The organism is Streptomyces griseoruber (assembly GCF_001514205.1).
Taxonomy (GTDB): domain Bacteria; phylum Actinomycetota; class Actinomycetes; order Streptomycetales; family Streptomycetaceae; genus Streptomyces; species Streptomyces griseoruber.
In genome coordinates this window covers 1-15152 of sequence record NZ_KQ948771.1, presented here as the reverse complement: position 1 = coordinate 15152, position 15152 = coordinate 1, and the positions used below count along the sequence as shown (strand labels likewise).

At 74.8% G+C, this 15152-nt stretch carries 14 protein-coding genes; 6 read left to right on the top strand and 8 right to left on the bottom strand.

The genetic code is table 11. From position 1 onward, the window contains the following. Positions 1-251: 251 nt before the first annotated feature. Positions 252-2411 carry an FUSC family protein gene (locus tag AQJ64_RS22410; RefSeq protein ID WP_059202918.1) on the top strand — a complete coding sequence of 720 codons (2160 nt, stop codon included), beginning with the start codon at positions 252-254 and terminating at the stop codon, positions 2409-2411. Between the two features lie 10 nt (positions 2412-2421). Continuing rightward, entirely contained in the window at positions 2422-3633 is a 1212-nt protein-coding gene (locus tag AQJ64_RS22405) for a PP2C family protein-serine/threonine phosphatase (protein ID WP_244902681.1), read from the top strand. A 289-nt stretch (positions 3634-3922) separates the two neighbouring features. Here AQJ64_RS22405 and AQJ64_RS22400 read toward each other — a convergent pair whose 3' ends face one another. The 4 genes from AQJ64_RS22400 to AQJ64_RS22385 form a co-directional block, all read right to left on the bottom strand. Next, complete coding sequence (locus AQJ64_RS22400; protein ID WP_059202917.1) at positions 3923-5113, bottom strand: MFS transporter; 1191 nt, start codon at positions 5111-5113, stop codon at positions 3923-3925. A 109-nt stretch (positions 5114-5222) separates the two neighbouring features. After that, positions 5223-5429, bottom strand: a complete 207-nt coding sequence (locus AQJ64_RS22395; RefSeq protein WP_055639192.1) for a hypothetical protein — start codon at positions 5427-5429, stop codon at positions 5223-5225. Beyond that, positions 5429-5782 (bottom strand): hypothetical protein, encoded by a 354-nt coding sequence (locus AQJ64_RS22390; RefSeq protein ID WP_244902680.1) that lies wholly within the window; start codon positions 5780-5782, stop codon positions 5429-5431. The genes AQJ64_RS22395 and AQJ64_RS22390 overlap by 1 nt, the downstream gene beginning before the upstream one ends. A gap of 29 nt (positions 5783-5811) precedes the next feature. Beyond that, a complete protein-coding gene (locus AQJ64_RS22385; protein WP_059202916.1) occupies positions 5812-6822 on the bottom strand; it encodes a LacI family DNA-binding transcriptional regulator in 1011 nt (336 codons plus the stop codon). A gap of 153 nt (positions 6823-6975) precedes the next feature. Between AQJ64_RS22385 and AQJ64_RS22380 the strand changes: the two genes are divergently transcribed. The 3 genes from AQJ64_RS22380 to AQJ64_RS22370 are packed head-to-tail and all read left to right on the top strand — an operon-like array spanning position 6976 to position 10169. Continuing rightward, positions 6976-8130 carry a Gfo/Idh/MocA family protein gene (locus AQJ64_RS22380; RefSeq protein ID WP_059202915.1) on the top strand — a complete coding sequence of 385 codons (1155 nt, stop codon included), beginning with the start codon at positions 6976-6978 and terminating at the stop codon, positions 8128-8130. Next, positions 8127-9125 carry a Gfo/Idh/MocA family oxidoreductase gene (locus tag AQJ64_RS22375; protein WP_059202914.1) on the top strand — a complete coding sequence of 333 codons (999 nt, stop codon included), beginning with the start codon at positions 8127-8129 and terminating at the stop codon, positions 9123-9125. Before AQJ64_RS22380 ends, AQJ64_RS22375 begins: the two co-directional genes overlap by 4 nt. A gap of 3 nt (positions 9126-9128) precedes the next feature. Further along, on the top strand, positions 9129-10169 hold the full coding sequence (locus AQJ64_RS22370; protein ID WP_059202913.1) for a Gfo/Idh/MocA family protein: 1041 nt from the start codon (positions 9129-9131) through the stop codon (positions 10167-10169). A 14-nt stretch (positions 10170-10183) separates the two neighbouring features. Here the strand turns inward: AQJ64_RS22370 and AQJ64_RS22365 are convergent, their stop codons facing one another. The 3 genes from AQJ64_RS22365 to AQJ64_RS22355 all read right to left on the bottom strand — a co-directional run bounded on the left by AQJ64_RS22365 (position 10184) and on the right by AQJ64_RS22355 (position 13377). Continuing rightward, positions 10184-11902, bottom strand: a complete 1719-nt coding sequence (locus AQJ64_RS22365; RefSeq protein ID WP_059202912.1) for a sensor histidine kinase — start codon at positions 11900-11902, stop codon at positions 10184-10186. A gap of 231 nt (positions 11903-12133) precedes the next feature. After that, positions 12134-12835 carry a helix-turn-helix domain-containing protein gene (locus tag AQJ64_RS22360; protein WP_107120619.1) on the bottom strand — a complete coding sequence of 234 codons (702 nt, stop codon included), beginning with the start codon at positions 12833-12835 and terminating at the stop codon, positions 12134-12136. 44 nt (positions 12836-12879) lie between these two features. Further along, positions 12880-13377, bottom strand: coding sequence for a flavodoxin domain-containing protein (locus AQJ64_RS22355; protein ID WP_055638329.1), 498 nt, complete (start codon positions 13375-13377; stop codon positions 12880-12882). Positions 13378-13535: 158 nt separating this feature from the next. Between AQJ64_RS22355 and ppk2 the strand changes: the two genes are divergently transcribed. After that, positions 13536-14339 carry a polyphosphate kinase 2 gene (gene ppk2, locus AQJ64_RS22350; RefSeq protein ID WP_059202910.1) on the top strand — a complete coding sequence of 268 codons (804 nt, stop codon included), beginning with the start codon at positions 13536-13538 and terminating at the stop codon, positions 14337-14339. A gap of 7 nt (positions 14340-14346) precedes the next feature. Here ppk2 and AQJ64_RS22345 read toward each other — a convergent pair. Then, a partial coding sequence (locus tag AQJ64_RS22345; protein WP_059202909.1) for a universal stress protein occupies positions 14347-15152 on the bottom strand: 806 nt, incomplete at its 5' end.

Sequence of the window (15152 nt, the reverse complement as noted above, 5' to 3'; positions counted from 1 at the left end):
GGCCCCCCTCGATCGTCTTCCCCAGGACGTGTCGTCTTCCCGTGACATCCGGACAGCCGTCCGGCCGCGCGCGGCTGTCGGAGTGAGCGTAGGCCGCCGGGGCGGCCCGTCAACGGGTGGCTGCTCGCGGGCCCGTGGTCCCGCACGGCTGGGCTGCGGCCCGCACGGGGGCGGCCGACAATGAGGTGGCGGGGCGCGTGTCCGGCCCGCCCGCGATGCCTCGGGGGCGTCGGCCCGAGAGGAACGTGCTCATGCGCGCTGAGGCTTCGCCGGTCGCCCGGATCGGCACCCTCCTGGCCGATGCGGGGTGGACGGCGATCCTGCACCGGTCGGTGCGGGTGACGCTGGCGTCGGCCACGGGCTTCTACGTCTTCCTGTACGGCCTCGACGAGCCGGTCCTCGCCCTGTACGCGCTGTTCGCACCCATCGCCCTCGGGCTGCTGTCCGCCGTGCCGGGCTCCGGGCGGCAGCGCGCCGAGGTGATGCTGAAGGCGCTGCCGGTGGGCCTGGCGCTGGTGGCGCTGGGGACGGCGCTGGCGGTACGGACCTGGGCGGCGGTGCTCGGGATGCTGGTCGTCGGCTTCCTCCTGGCGTTCGCGGCCGTCGCGGGGCCGCGTCCGGCCGGGGCGGCGCCGGGGCTCCAGCTCTTCTACATCCTGGCCTGCTTCCCGCCGTACGCACCGCAGACCCTGGGGCTGCGGCTGGCGGGGCTCAGCACGGGTGTCGTGCTGCTGGCGCTGTGCGAGGTGGTCCTGCTGCCGCAGCCCGGGGGCAGGACGTACCGTTCGGGCGTGGCGCGGGCCGTGGCGATCGCGGGCGACACCCTCGCCGGCCGGGTCCGGCTGCCGCCCGAGGCCTTGCGTGCCGAGGGCGAGCGGCTGCGGCTGTCGGTGTTCCCGCCCGCCGAGCGCCCCGCGGGGCCGGGCCGGGCGGTGCGGGGCCTCGCCCAGGCCGGTTCGGCGGCCCGTCGGCTGCTCGAACAGCTCGCCCATCTGACGGAGACGGGGCACCTGCACCATCTGCTCGGCGGCGGCCACCGGCACAGCGACCGGGCGTCGCGGTGGCTGGTGCCGCAGGTGGCGGCGCGGTGCGCGGAGAGCGCCGCGGCGCTGCGCACGGGACGGGTTGCCCCGGTGCCGCAGCGGCTGGACGAGGCGATCGGCGCCTTCCAGCGGATGCGGATGCGGCAGGGGGCGCGGACCGGCGCCGAGGGGCCGGGGGTGGTGGCGGTGCTGCGCCGGCAGGCCGCGCTGCTGGGCGTGGCGGAGTCGGTGCGCGCGCTGGAGATCTCCGTACGGGTCGGCCTCGACGGGCGGCGCACCGCGCCGATCGAGCCACGGGAGCTGTTCTGGTACACGAACGCGCCGACGGCCCGGCTGTGGGTGCGCCGGTTCGCCGGCAACATGACGCTCCGCTCGGTGCAGCTCCACAACGCGCTGCGGATCGCCCTCGCCCTCGGCGCGGCCCGGCTGGTGGCCGGGTCGCTCGATCTGACCCACGGGTTCTGGGTGCTGCTGGCGGTGCTGACGCTGAGCAGGACCACCGTCGGACAGACCTGGGCGGCCGTCCGGCAGGCGGTGGCCGGGAATCTGGTGGGCGCCGTCGCGGCGGGCGCCCTGCTCATCGGCCTCGGGGAGCACACCGACGCCTACGCCGCGATCCTGGCGCCGGGCATGCTGATCGCGTTCTCGGTCGGGCCGCTGCTCGGCATCGCCTGGGCGCAGGCGCTGTTCACCCTGGTCGTGGCCACCGCGTTCGCCCAGATCACCCCGGCCACCTGGCGGCTCGCGGAGGCCCGGATCGTGGACGTGGTGACGGGCAGTCTCATCGGTCTGCTGTGCGCGCTGCTGGCCTGGCCGTCGGGTGCCCGGCGTGAGGTGCGGCGGACCATGGCCACGCTGCTGCACGCGTGCGCGTCGCTGATCAGGGCCACCGCCGCGGCGCTGGCGGCGGTGCCGCCGGGCTCCGCGCCGCCCCCGTCGACGTCCCACGCCCTGCACCGGATGCGGCTGGCCGAGTCCGCGTACGCGCAGTTCCGCAGTGAACCGGCCGCCCGGGCCGCCGCCGGCGCCGACTGGCACGGCGTCCTCATCGCGGCCCATCAGATCCTGCTCGGCGCCCACTGGCTGCCCCGCTTCGACCTGCCCGCGACCGCGCTGCCCCCGGACGCCGCGCGGCGGGCGTGGGCCGATGCCCGGGCGGCGGCCGGGACGGTCGACCGGCTCGCGGCCCTGTGCGACGGGGAGCGGCCGCCACCGGAGGTGGCGCGGACCGAGGGCGCGCCCGCGCCGACCCCGCCCCTGGTGACCCTGGTCGACCTGGAGGTCTGGCTGACGAGCCTGACCGCCCAGCTCTCCCGTGCCGAGGCGGGCCTGCCGGGCGCCACCGGCCCGCACGGGCGCGGACGCTAGGGCGCGCGCCGTGTCCCGCGAGAGCCTCGACGCCGCGTTGCGGCCCCCGTCCCCGCGGCGGGGGTGGGTGTGGTGGCTGCCGCTGATCGCGGTGGCCGTCGACGTCCTGCTGGAGGTGATCGTCCGGGGACAGGAGCCGGTGAGCTTCATCCTGATCGCCGTACCGCCGCTCGCCGCCGCGACGCGCGGCCCGCGCGGCATCGCGCTGTCGACGGTGGTCTGTCTGGGCCTGCAGATGTGGATGGCGGCCCGCCGTCCCGGCCACTTCGCCGAGCAGCACCATGTCGCCGTGTACGTCGGGACGTTCCTCATCGGCGTCGCCAGTGTCGCGCTGGCCCGGCAGCGGGAGCGGACCCGGCAGCATCTGATCCGGGCCCACTCGGTCGCGGAGGCCATGCAGCGGACCCTGCTGCGGCCGGTGCCGCGCCGGCTCGGTCCCGTGCACGCCGCCGGGTTCTACGAGGCCGGGGAGGGCGGGACGCTGGTCGGCGGGGACCTGTACGACCTGTGCGAGACGCCGTTCGGGGTGCGGGCGATCATCGGCGACGTCCGGGGCAAGGGGCTGGGCGCGGTGCAGACGGTCGCGGCGGTGCTGGGCAGCTTCCGGGTGTCGGCCCACGAGTGGCGGAGCCTGAGCGGACTGGCCGAGCGGCTGGAGCTCAGCATCGCCCGCAACAGCCCGGCCGGCGAGGAGGGCGACCCGGAGCTGTTCGTGACCGCGCTGGTGCTGGAGTTCCCGCCGGGCGGCGGCGAGGTGCGGATCGTCGACCGCGGCCATCCGTCGCCGCTGGTGGTCGGCGCGCGGGAGGCCCGTCGGTTGGTCACCGAGCCCGGGCTGCCGCTGGGCCTGGGCTCCCTGGCGGCGGGCGGGGCCGGTACGACCGTGCATCCGCTCGCGCCCGGCGAGGTGCTGCTGGTGCACACGGACGGGGTGAGCGAGGCGCGCGACGCGGACGGTGTCTTCTATCCCGTCCTGCGACGGCTGGCCGAGCACTTCCGCGGGGAGTGCGCCCCGGACCCGGAGGCGGTGGTGGCGTTCGTACGGTCCGACTCGGAACGCTGGTCGGCGAGCACCGACAACGACGACCGGGCCGTGCTCGCGCTCCGGCTGGACCCCACCGGGGCGGGTCCGGACACCGGGGGGCCGACCCGTCGGGGCGCGGCCGGCCGCCCCACGCCCGGCTCGGCCTCCGGCGGCCGCCCGCCGGACCGCCTCAGGTAGGCGCCTCAGGTAAGCGCGCCGGGTCCGCGCGGGCGGAGGCCGACAGGTCGACGACGGCGGCGGCGGTTCCGCGGCCGGCCTCGGTGGGCGAGGCGGGGGCGTCGGCCCGTTCGGCGCCGGGCGCGCGGGCGCGTCGACCGAGGCGCGGGGCGGGGATCGGACGATCGGGCAGGGCCACCGGCCCGCGGACGGCGTGGTCGTGTGCCGGTCGCGGCGCCGCCTCGCGCGCGTCCCCGTCTCGGGCCGCGGATCATCGGCCGGGACCGGTGCACGCCGCGCCCCGCCGCGCTCACGCCCTCGCGGGCACCGGCCGTCGCAGCAGATAGCCGGCCGCGACCGTGACGAGCACCGCCATGCACGCGATGAACACCAGCCCCGCGCCCTCCAGGCCGAGGGGGACCGTCAGCAGGCCCACCCCGATCACCGGCACCGAGATACCGGCGTAGGCCACCACGAACAGGGTGGAGATGACCGCCGCGCGCTGCTCCGCGGGCGACGCCCCGGCCACCGCGGACAGCGCCCCGCGGAACGCCAGCCCCTGTCCGAACCCGCCGACGACCGCGCTCAGCACGACCAGCGCCAGCAGGTCCCAGCGCAGGGCGCCCGCGAGCAGGGCGAGCCCGGCGAACAGCACGGCGCAGCCGAACGGCAGCGACCGGCCCACCCCGACCCGGCCGACGGCCAGTTGTCCGGCGGTCGAGGCGAAGAAGGCCAGGGCGACGACCGCCCCGCTCACGGCGTGATCGTGCACGTCCAGGGACTCGGCGAGGAACGCCGGGCTGACCGAGGTGAAGACCCCGAACAGCGCGAACCCGGCGAAGGAGGCGATCGCCGCGGGCACGAACACCGGCCGCACCCGCCGGGGCAGTCCGGGCCGCTGCGGCCGCACCGTGCGCGGCGGCCGTGGCTCGCGCACGGTCTCCGGCAGCCACATCAGGGCGACGGCCGAGGCGGCGACCAGGACGAGGTGCACGGCGAACGGCAGGTAGAGGGGCCAGGACGCGTACTCGGCGAGCACTCCGGCGAGCAGGGGACCGCAGCCGAGCCCGCCCATGTTGGCGGCCGTCGCCACGAAGGTGGCGCGCGAGGAGCCGCCGCGCGGTGCCAGGTCCATCACGTACGCCGTGGCCGCTCCGGTGAAGAGTCCGGCGGAGAAGCCCGACAGCAGCCGCCCCGCGTACAGGGCGCCCAGCCCGCCGGCGAGCAGGAAGCACACCGCGCTCGCCGCCGCGCAGCCCAGCCCCGCCAGCAGGACCGGGCGTCTGCCGACGGTGTCCGAGACGTTGCCGGTCAGCAGCAGCACGCCGATGACCCCGAAGGCGTACACGGCGTAGACGACGGTGACGGTCAGCTCGGAGAACCCGAACTTCTCCTGGTAGAGCGGGTAGAGGGGGGTCGGCAGCGTGGTGCCGGCCATGCAGACGGCGAACACCGCCCCGCTGAGCAGACACGGACCCCACCCTCGGCGATTACCGTCCACCCGCCGACGGTACCCGGGGGACCGGCCCGGCCGGGTCCGACGTGCCGGGGCGGCTCGGGCCCGCCGCCCCGGCGCGACCCGCGGCCCACCCCCGCCCCGCGGGGTACGCCTACGCCGGATACTTCAGCAGGAAGGCTTGTACCCCGTCGATGAACAGCCGCACATGGACTTCGAGAGACGTTCCCGTGATGACGGCCGCCGCGTCCTTGTACCCCTGGGCGAGAAGACCGTCCGCCCTCTGCGAGTAGTCGCTGTGGGTGTCGGCGTGCACCAACTCGACGGTCGCAGAGAACGGGAGTTGAGAGCCGTGGATCATCAGCGACCGCTCTCCTGAAGGTGCCCCGTGCCGTCCATACCGTCCATGCCGTCCATGCCGTCCATGTCCCCCGTCTCCGAGGTCTCGGTCGACACGGTCCCCGTGCTCGCCCCGGGGGCGGGCGTCGCGGGCGCGCCGGGCCCCAGGGCGGAACCGGTGGCGTACGACGCCGTGAACACCAGCGCGAGCAGCAGCGCGAAGCCGCAGAGAACGGGCAGGGGGGATTTCCGGGACTCGTCCATCAACCGTCGCTCCAGGTCGGCTCGCACGGCGTCACCGAGTCGCGCCGCACCGATGCAGTAGTCGGAGCGGCCGCGGGCCGGGTTCCGGGGCGTCCCTGTGGTCCGCGTCACTGCGTGCTCCGCGAGGGAGCGAGCCGTCCTCAGCGGGTTCCGGCGGCGGGAGGCGCGGTCGTCCCCCGTACCTCCAGCGTCGGCGGCGACAGGACGGTCCGCTTCGGGCGGGCCGGGTTCTCGATGCGGTCGAGGAGGTGCTGGGCGGCGCCGCGGCCGACGTCGTGGCTGGCGTTGTCCACCGTGGTGAGCCACAGGTGGCGCAGCCGGGAGAGATAGGTGTTGTCGTAGCCGACGAGGGAGAGGTCCCGGGGGACCTGGAGGCCCGATTCCTCGGCCGCCGACAGGGCGCCCACGCAGGCGATGTCGTTGAAGGCGAAGACGGCGGTCGGCCGCTCGGGGGCGTTGAGCAGTCGGACCATGGCCCGGTAGCCGCCCTCCTCGGTCAGGTCGCCCTGCTCCACCGTCGCGTCCGCCGCGAGCCCGTGCCCGCCCATGACGGTCTCGAAGCTGCGCCGGCGCAGTTCGCCGACGACACCCTGCCCCGCGATATGGGCGATGCGGCGGTGGCCGAGGGCGATGAGGTGCTCGGTGGCCAGCCGTGCGCCGTGCTCGTCGTCGTTGGCGACGACGTCGACGCGGGGCAGATCCGGCTCGCGGGCGCCCGCCACCACGGTGGGGATGTGGGTGGCGGCGGCGCGCAGCGCCTCGGAGGGGGGCAGGGTGCCGACGGCGATCAGTCCGTCGACCCGCAGTTCCGTGAAGGTGCGGGTGAGGTCCTCGCCGAGGCGGCGGTTGAGGTGGCCGTCGGCGAGCAGCATGCGCAGCCCGTTGTCGTGGAGCCGGGAGTTCAGACCGTCGAGCAGTTCCACGAACCAGGGGTTGCGCATGTCGTTCAGGAGGACGCCGACCGAGCGGGTGCGGCGTTCGCTCAGACTGCGCGCGGCGGCGTTGGGCCGGTAGCCGAGGTCCTCGACGGCGGCCAGCACGGCCTGCCGCTTCTCGGGGCGCACCTGGTCGGAGCCGCGCAGGACGAGGGAGACCAGGGATTTCGACACACCGGCGCGTTCGGCCACGTCGCGGATCGTCGGAGGTCTCATGGTATGGACCGTTCCACAGGGCGACCGGCTTGTCAAAGGGCGGTTGCGGGGTTGACACCTGTGGGTTCGAGGCCCAGGGTGAGGCACGTCGCTTTGTGGAACGGTCCAAACGCGGTCCAAGGCGTGGGTCCGAAGGCCCGGAGAAGGGGTGTCATGGCAAGCACGCTCGGTGTCGCCGTCGTGGGGTTCGGCTGGATGGGACGGGTGCACACCCAGGCGTACGCCCGGATCGCGCACCACTATCCGCGGCTGGGCCTGCGCCCGGAGCTGATCCGTGTCGCCGAGGAGGTACCGGGCCGGGCCGAGGAGGCGGCGGCTCAGTTCGGCTTCGCCTCGACCACCCGGGACTGGCGCGAGGTGGCCGCCGACCCGCGCGTGCGGGCGGTGAGCATCACCGCGCCGAACTTCCTGCACCGGGAGATCGGTGTCGCGATGGCCCGGGCCGGCAAGCACATCTGGATCGAGAAGCCGGTGGGTCTGACCGCCGAGGACGCCGGGGCGGTCGCCGACGCGGTCGCCGAGGCGGGGGTGCAGGGCACGGTCGGCTTCAACTACCGCAACGCGCCCGCCGTGGAGGCCGCCCGCGAGCTGATCGCCTCCGGGGAGATCGGCACGGTCACCCATGTCCGCGTCCGGCTCTTCAGCGACTACGCGGCCCATCCCGAGGGCGCCCTGACCTGGCGCTACGAGCGGGCGCGCGGCGGCAGCGGGGTCCTGGGCGACCTCGCCTCGCACGGTGTCGACCTGGCCCGCTTCCTCCTCGGCGACATCGCCTCCCTCACCGCCGACACCGCCGTCTTCGTCCCCGAGCGGGCCCGTCCGACCGGCGCGACGGCCGGCCACAGCCGCGCCACCGGCGGCGAGCTGGGCCCGGTGGAGAACGAGGACTACGTCAACTGCCTGCTGCGCTTCGCCTCCGGCGCCCGGGGCGTCCTGGAGGCCTGCCGGGTCTCGGTCGGCGAGCAGAACAACTACGGCTTCGAGGTGCACGGCACCCGGGGCGCGGTGTTCTGGGACTTCCGCCGGATGAACGAGCTGGGCGTCAGCCGCGGTACGACGTACCAGGACCAGCCGGTGAGCACGGTGTACGTGGGCCCCGGCGCGGGCGAGTACGGCGCGTTCCAGCCCGGCGCCGCCAACGGCATGGGCTACGACGATCTGAAGGTCGTGGAGGCGTACCGTTTCCTGCGCTCGATCGACGAGGGCACGCCGTACGGCACGACGCTCACGGACGCGGTGCGCAGCGCCGCCGCGCTGGAGGCGATGACCCGCTCCGCCGAGACGGGAACGTGGGTGGACCTGGCATGAGCGAGCTGCGCATCGGGGTGATCGGCGCGGGGAACATGGGTGCCGACCACGTCCTGACGCTCCACCGTCAGGTCTCCGGCGCCGAGGTCGTGCACGTCGCCGACCTGGACAAGGACCGGGCCGCCCGCGCCGCCGGGGCGGTACCCGGTGCCCGGGCCGGGGACGACGCGTTCGCCGTGATCGAGGACCCGGGCGTCGACGCCGTGGTCATCGCCTCGCACGACGCGACCCACGCCGACCTGGCCGTGGCCGCCGTACGCGCCGGGAAGCCGGTGCTGTGCGAGAAGCCGCTCGCGCCGACCCTTCAGGAGTGCGTCCGGGTCGTCCGGGAGGAACGGCGGGCCGGCGGCGGACTGATCTCGCTCGGCTTCATGCGGCGCTTCGATCCCGGGTATGCCGACCTCAGGTCCGCGCTGGCCGGAGGGAGTCACGGCGCCCCGCTGCTCGTGCGCTGTGCGAGCCGGGGTGTGTCCTCGGCCCCCGGGTGCACGGACGAGCTGAGCATCACCGGTTCGGCGATCCACGAGTTCGACACCGTGCCGTGGCTGCTGGACTCCCCCGTCACGGAGGTGAGTTGGCACGCGCCGCGCTCCACCGGGGCGGTGACCGGCCTGCGTGACCCGCAGTTGATCCTGCTGCGCACGGCCGACGGCGCCCTGAGCACCGTCGAGGTGTTCCTCAACGCCGGGTACGGCTACGACATCCGCTGCGAGGTGGTCGCCGAGCACGGCACGGTCGCGCTCACCGACCCGGCGCGGATCGTGGCGGACTCGGCGCGGGTCCGCTCCACCGGATACCCCGCCGACTGGCGGCCCCGGTTCGCCGACGCCTACCGGCTCGAACTCCAGGCGTGGGTCGACGCCGTGCGCGCGGGGCGGGTCCCGCCGCTGGCGGACGCCCACGACGGCCTGGTGGCCTCGGCGGTGGCCGAGGCCGTCATCACGTCCATGCGCGGCGGCGGTGCGACCGTCGCGGTCCGGATCCCGGAGGTCTGAGCGATGCCCGCCTTCCCCGCCGCCCTGCCCGCACCCCGCACCCCGGACCCGATGGCCGCCCCCGCGCTGCGCTGGGGCGTCCTGGGCACCGGCTGGATCGCGGAACGCTTCGTGGCCTCGGTACGGCGGCACACCCGGCAGCGTTTCACCGCCGTCGCCTCCCGTGACGCGGGCCGCGCGAAGGAGTTCGCGGACCGCCACGGCGTCGCCCGCTGCCACGGCTCCTACGAGGACCTGGTCGCCGCGCCCGACGTGGACGTGGTGTACGTCGCGACCGAGCACACCTCCCATCTCGCCTGCGCCCGGCTGGCGCTGGAGGGCGGCAAGCACGTCCTCGTGGAGAAGCCGATCGGCCTGGACGCGGCGCAGGCCGCCGAGATCGCCGGGCTCGCCGCGCGCAAGGGCCTGTACTGCGCGGAGGCGCTGTGGACGTTCTTCCTGCCCAAGTGGGACGTGGTCCGGCAGGTCCTCGACTCCGGGGTGCTCGGCGAGATCCGCACCGTGCTGGCCGACATGGGCGAGCACTTCGACGCGGGGCATCGCATCCTGCGCCCCGAGTCGGCCGGCGGGCCGCTGCTGGACCTCGGCACCTATCCGGTGTCCCTGGCCACCTGGGTCCTCGGCGCGCCGGCCGAGGTGCAGGCCTTCGGCCAGCCGCACCCGGCTGGTGTGAACGGCCAGGTCTCGGCGATCCTCCACGACCCGCACGGCAACCAGGCCGTCGTGCACACCACCCTGTTCAGCGACACGCCCACCACCGCGACCCTCGCCGGCACCCGGGCCACGCTCAGCCTGCCGGGCCCCTTCCACCAGCCCGGCGATCTCGTCCTCACCCCGTCGGGCGGCGGCGCCCCGCTGACGTACACGGAACCCCGGACCGCGCACGACGCCCTGCACTTCGAGGCGGCCGAGACGGCCCGCTGCATCGAGGCCGGTCTGCGGGAGACGCCGCTGCGGCCCCTGGCGGACTCCGTCGTCACCCTCCGGGCGATGGACGCCGTCCGCGACCGCTGCGGCATCACGTTCCCGCAGGTGCCCCGGTAGGCCGTGGCCGGCGGCTACGGCTGCTTCAGCGGCGCCCGCCACACCAGTGACGTGCCGCCGTCGGCGGGCTCCGTCAGCTCGAAGGTGCCGCCGAGCTGTTCGGCGCGTTCGGCCATGTTGCGGAGCCCGCTGCGCCGGCCGCCGGGCGGCACGCCCACGCCGTTGTCCGTGACCGACAGGCGTACCTCGCGGCCGTCGGTCACCAGCACGGCCTCGGCGCGGTCGGCGCGGGCATGGCGGGCGATGTTGGTGAGGGACTCGGAGAGGACGGCCACGACATGGTCGGCGACCTCCTTCGGGACGTCGGTGTCGAGGAGTCCCTCCATCCGCACGCTGGGGGCGAAGCCCAGGACGGGAGCCGCCTCGCCGACCACCCGGACCGCGCGGGCCCGCAGTCCGGTGCCGCCGGCCCCGTCGCGGGTGCGCAGGCCGAAGATCGTCGAACGGATGATCTTGATGGTCTCGTCGAGGTCGTCGACCGCCCGCGCGACCCGTTCGGAGGCCTCGGGATGCTCGATGAACCGGCCCGCGCTCTGGAGGGTCATCCCGGTGGCGAACAGCCGCTGGATCGCCAGGTCGTGCAGATCGCGGGCGATGCGGTCGCGGTCGGTGAGGACGGCGATCCGCTCGGCGTCCTGCCGGCGCTCCGCCAGCTCCATCGCGATCGCCGCCTGCCCCGCGAACACCTGGAGCGGCTCGGTCTCCTTGCCGGTGAACGGGGTGTCCCCGGACGCCCTGACCAGCAGCACGACACCGCGTACGCCGCTGTCCCCGGTGCCGACCGGGACGGCCACCGCCGGGCCGAGCCCCGTGAGGCGCAGGGGTCCCGCCGACATCCGCTCGTCCTCGGAGACATCGGCGCTGATCACGGCGGCCACCGTGGAGAACGCCTCGCCGATCAGGTTGCCCCCGGCCGGCAGGACCAGGCCCCGCAGCGCCTCCGCCTCCGCGCCGAGGGCGAGTTCCACGGTGAGGGAGCCCGTCTCCTCCATGGGCATGGCGACCACGGCCAGCGCCGCCCCCGTGATCTCCCGGGCCCGCTCGGCGATCAGACCGAGCACCTCGGCCCGCTCGGCCCCCGACATCAGGCTGTGGGTGATCTCGGCGTTCGCCCCCAGCCAGCGTTCCCGCAGCCGGGACTCCTCGTACAGCCGGGCGTTGTCGATGGCCACACCGGCGGCCACGGCCAGCGTGAGCGTGACGGAGACGTCCTCCTCGTCGAACTGGCCGCCGCCCCGCTTCTCGGTCAGGTAGAGGTTGCCGAACACCTGGTCGCGGACCCGGATCGGGACGCCGAGGAAGGTGTTCATCGGCGGGTGGTGGGGCGGGAAGCCGTACGACGAGGGATGCTCGGAGAGCTTCGGCAGCCGCAGCGGCTCGGGGTTGCGGATCAGCTCCCCCAGGATGCCGTGCCCCTCCGGGTACGGGCCGATGCGGGCGATCTCCTCCTCGGTGACCCCGACGGTGTGAAACGCAGACAGCCGTCTGCCGTCGGGGCCGATCACCCCGAGCGCCGCGTACTCGGCGTCCACCAGCACCGCCGCCGCCTCCACGATGCTGCGCAGCGCCTGCTCCAGGTCCAGTTCCCGGCCGACCGAGAGCACCGCCTCCAGCAGGCTGTGCACCCGGTCCCGGGTGCCCCGGGCGGCGTCCAGCCGCGCCTGCAACTCCTCCAGCAACTCGTCGAGCCTCAGTTGAGGCAGTCGTACCCGGGCCTCCTCGGGGCTTCCCACCAGCGCTCCTCCAGGTCCCCTGACCATGCCGGACACCCACCGGTCCGATCATGTGCCACGGTAGTGCCCGGCGCACCGGGGCGGAACCGGCGGGTTCCGGTCGTCCGGCCCGCCCTCGGGACCGTCCGGCGCCCGGAGCGGGACTTTCGGCACCTGTGCAGCAGGAGCTTTCTGTACGACCCTGGGAACAGGAGCGGCACCGATCCCCCGCGGTGTCGCTCCGCCGCCGTGTCACCCGGCGGGCGCGTCCGGCTCCGCGCGCCGGCCGATACGGCGTCCGGTGACGGCGTACGGCTGGATCCGCACCCATACGTCACGCCGGCCGCCGGCCCACGGGGTGCTGTGGACCTGCCGCGCGAGGCGCTGCGCCTCCCCGAGGTCGGTCACCATGCGGGCGTGACCGCGCACCAGCACGCTCCAGCCCTCGCTGAACACGTCGTCGATGCGGTCGACCTCGAAGGCGACGGGGCAGCCGACCGCGAGGGACGGCGTCGCGCCCCGCGCGGTCCTGAAGACGATCATGCCGTCGACGACGCTGTAGTTGACGGGCACGATCACCGGCGCCTGGGCGGTGGGCACCGCCAGCCTCCCGACGCCGTGCGTGGCGAGCAGATCGCCGCACTCGGTCCGGGTCAGCTCGGTGAACTCGGGCGTGTGCCCGGCCCGGCCGGTACCGGGCGGGAGATCGACGTCGCCTCCGGTGAGCGCCGACACCGTGGTCCCCAGCACGCCCGCCAGGCTGAGCAGGGCGCCCCGGTTCGGGGCGGCCCCCGGGTGCCGCTCCAGGTGGGCCAGGTAGCTGGGGGCCATGCCGGCCCGGTCGGCCGTCTCCCCCAGCGACAGTCCGAGCTCGGCCCGCCGCGCGGCGAGCCGGCGGCCCAGATCCCCGGCGGGCGGCCCCTGCGTCACCTGCGTCGGTGTCTGTTCGGCCATGGCCGTCACGTCCTTTCGCGCGGGCTCGGAAGCGTGGAAGCGTCCTACGAGCGGTTCAGTTCATGGGCGATCCCGGCCGCCCAGGTCTCGATCGCGGCGAAGTCCCGGAAGTCGCCTCCCTTGCCCGAGCGCAGGATCATCCCGGCCACCCGGCCGCGGGCGCCCTCTTCGAGGCAGCCGCCGAACGTGATGTGCTCCCGGGCGTCCAGCCTTGTCATCGCCCGCCGCACGCCCCGGACGGGCGGGATGTCCCGCTGGGACGCCGAGGGGTCCAGCGGGCCGCTGCTGAAGAACCACACGGGGCGTCCGGCCAGCGTGCGGCGATGGCGCCGGACGAACCGGCGGGCGTCCTTGTGCCAGCGGCCGGCGTACAGCCCGCCGCCGACCACCACGGCGTCGTACGGGGCCACGCTCGCCACGTCACGTGCCGGGCGCGCCTCGACGGACAGCCCGTCCTTGCGCAGCACGGTGGCCACGGCTTCGGCGATCTCCGCCGTCGAACCGTTGGTCGTCCCGTACGTGACCAGCACCTTCTCGGTCATGACGGTTCGCCTCCTCCATGATCCGGCTCCCGCGTCCGGACACTTCGCGGGACCCTTCGATCGTCGCGCGGCACGGCGGGCACCGGCAGGGGCCGGTCGGCCCCACCCGGCGCCGATGGTCCCGCGGGCACGCCCCGGGGCGGGTACGGTGACGTCCCATGGCCGGCAAGAAGGCGGCAGGGCTGCCGCGCAAGGTGTACGAGAAGGAACTGCTGCGTCTCCAGACGGAGTTGGTGAGACTCCAGGAATGGGTGCGGGCGAACGGCATCCGGCTGGTGGTGGTCTTCGAGGGGCGGGACGCGGCCGGCAAGGGCGGCACGATCAAGCGGGTGTCCGAGCACCTCAATCCGCGGGTGGCCCGGATCGCCGCACTGCCGAAGCCGACCGAGCGCGAACGCACCCAGTGGTACTTCCAACGGTACGTCGAGCATCTGCCGGCCGCCGGGGAGATCGTGCTGTTCGACCGGTCCTGGTACAACCGGGCGGGCGTCGAGCAGGTGATGGGCTTCTGCTCGAAGGAGGAGCACCAGCTGTTCCTTCGCCAGTGCCCGATCTTCGAGCGGATGCTGATCGAGGACGGCATCCTGCTGCGCAAGTACTGGTTCTCGGTGAGCGACACCGAGCAGCAGGAGCGGTTCCGGCGCCGGCTGGAGGACCCGCTGCGGCGCTGGAAGCTGTCGCCGATGGACCTGGAGTCGATCACCCGCTGGGAGGCGTACTCCCGGGCGAAGGACGAGATGATGGTGCACACCGACATCTCCGAGGCGCCCTGGTACGTCGTCGAGAGCGACGACAAGCGCACGGCCAGGCTGAACATGATCGCCCATCTGCTGTCGACCGTGCCGTACCGCGAGGTGCCGCCGCCGGTGCTGGAGCTGCCGCAGCGGCCGCCGTCGACCGGCTACCAGCGCTCGCCGCGCGATCTGCGGACATACGTCCCCGATCACACGGCGGGTCTCTGAGCGCCCTTCACTCCGGCTCGGGCACCACCGCGACCGGGCAGTCCGCCCGGTGCAGGACCCCGTGGGCGACCCGTCCGAGCTGGAGCCCGAGGTGCCCGTGGGTGCGCCGGGCACCGACCACGAGCAGGCCGGCGTCCCGGGAGGCGTCCAGGAGGACGTCACGGGCCGGCCCCTCGGCGGTACGACGGCGCAGCTCGACATCGGCCGGGACGTCCGCCAGGGCCGCCTCCAGGGCCTCGGCGGCCCGCTCCTCGTACCGGTGCGCGGGCTCACCGGTCGGCAGGAGGTGGTCCACGCCCTGCTCCGCCGGGCGGCGCCAGGCCCGGACGGCGACCAGGGGTGCCCCGTGCAGCCTCGCCTCCCGGACGGCGAAGCGCACCGCCGCCGAGTCCTTGCCCTGCGCTCCGACGCCCACCACGACAGGGCCGTGTCTCCCCGCGCCGGAGCCGTCGCCGCGCACCACGATCACCGGGCAGTGCGCGTGCGCGGCCACGGTGAGGCTGACGGAGCCGAGGAGCATCTCGAGGACGCTGCCGCGGCCCCGGGTGCCGAGCACCAGCGCGCAGGCGTTGCGTCCCTCCCGTACCAGGACGTACTCGGGCTCCTCGGCGACCACCTCGGCCGAGACCTTCAGCTCCGGCCGGCGCTCGCGGGCCCGGCGGGCGGCCACCGCCACGATGTCGTCGGCGCGGACCTCCTCGGCGGGCTTGTGCTCGCCCGCGAGTGCCGTGCCCTCGTAGCGCTCCCAGAGGGAGGCGTACACCACCCGCAGCGGCACTGCGCGCAGGGCGGCCTCGTCGGCGGCCCGGTCCA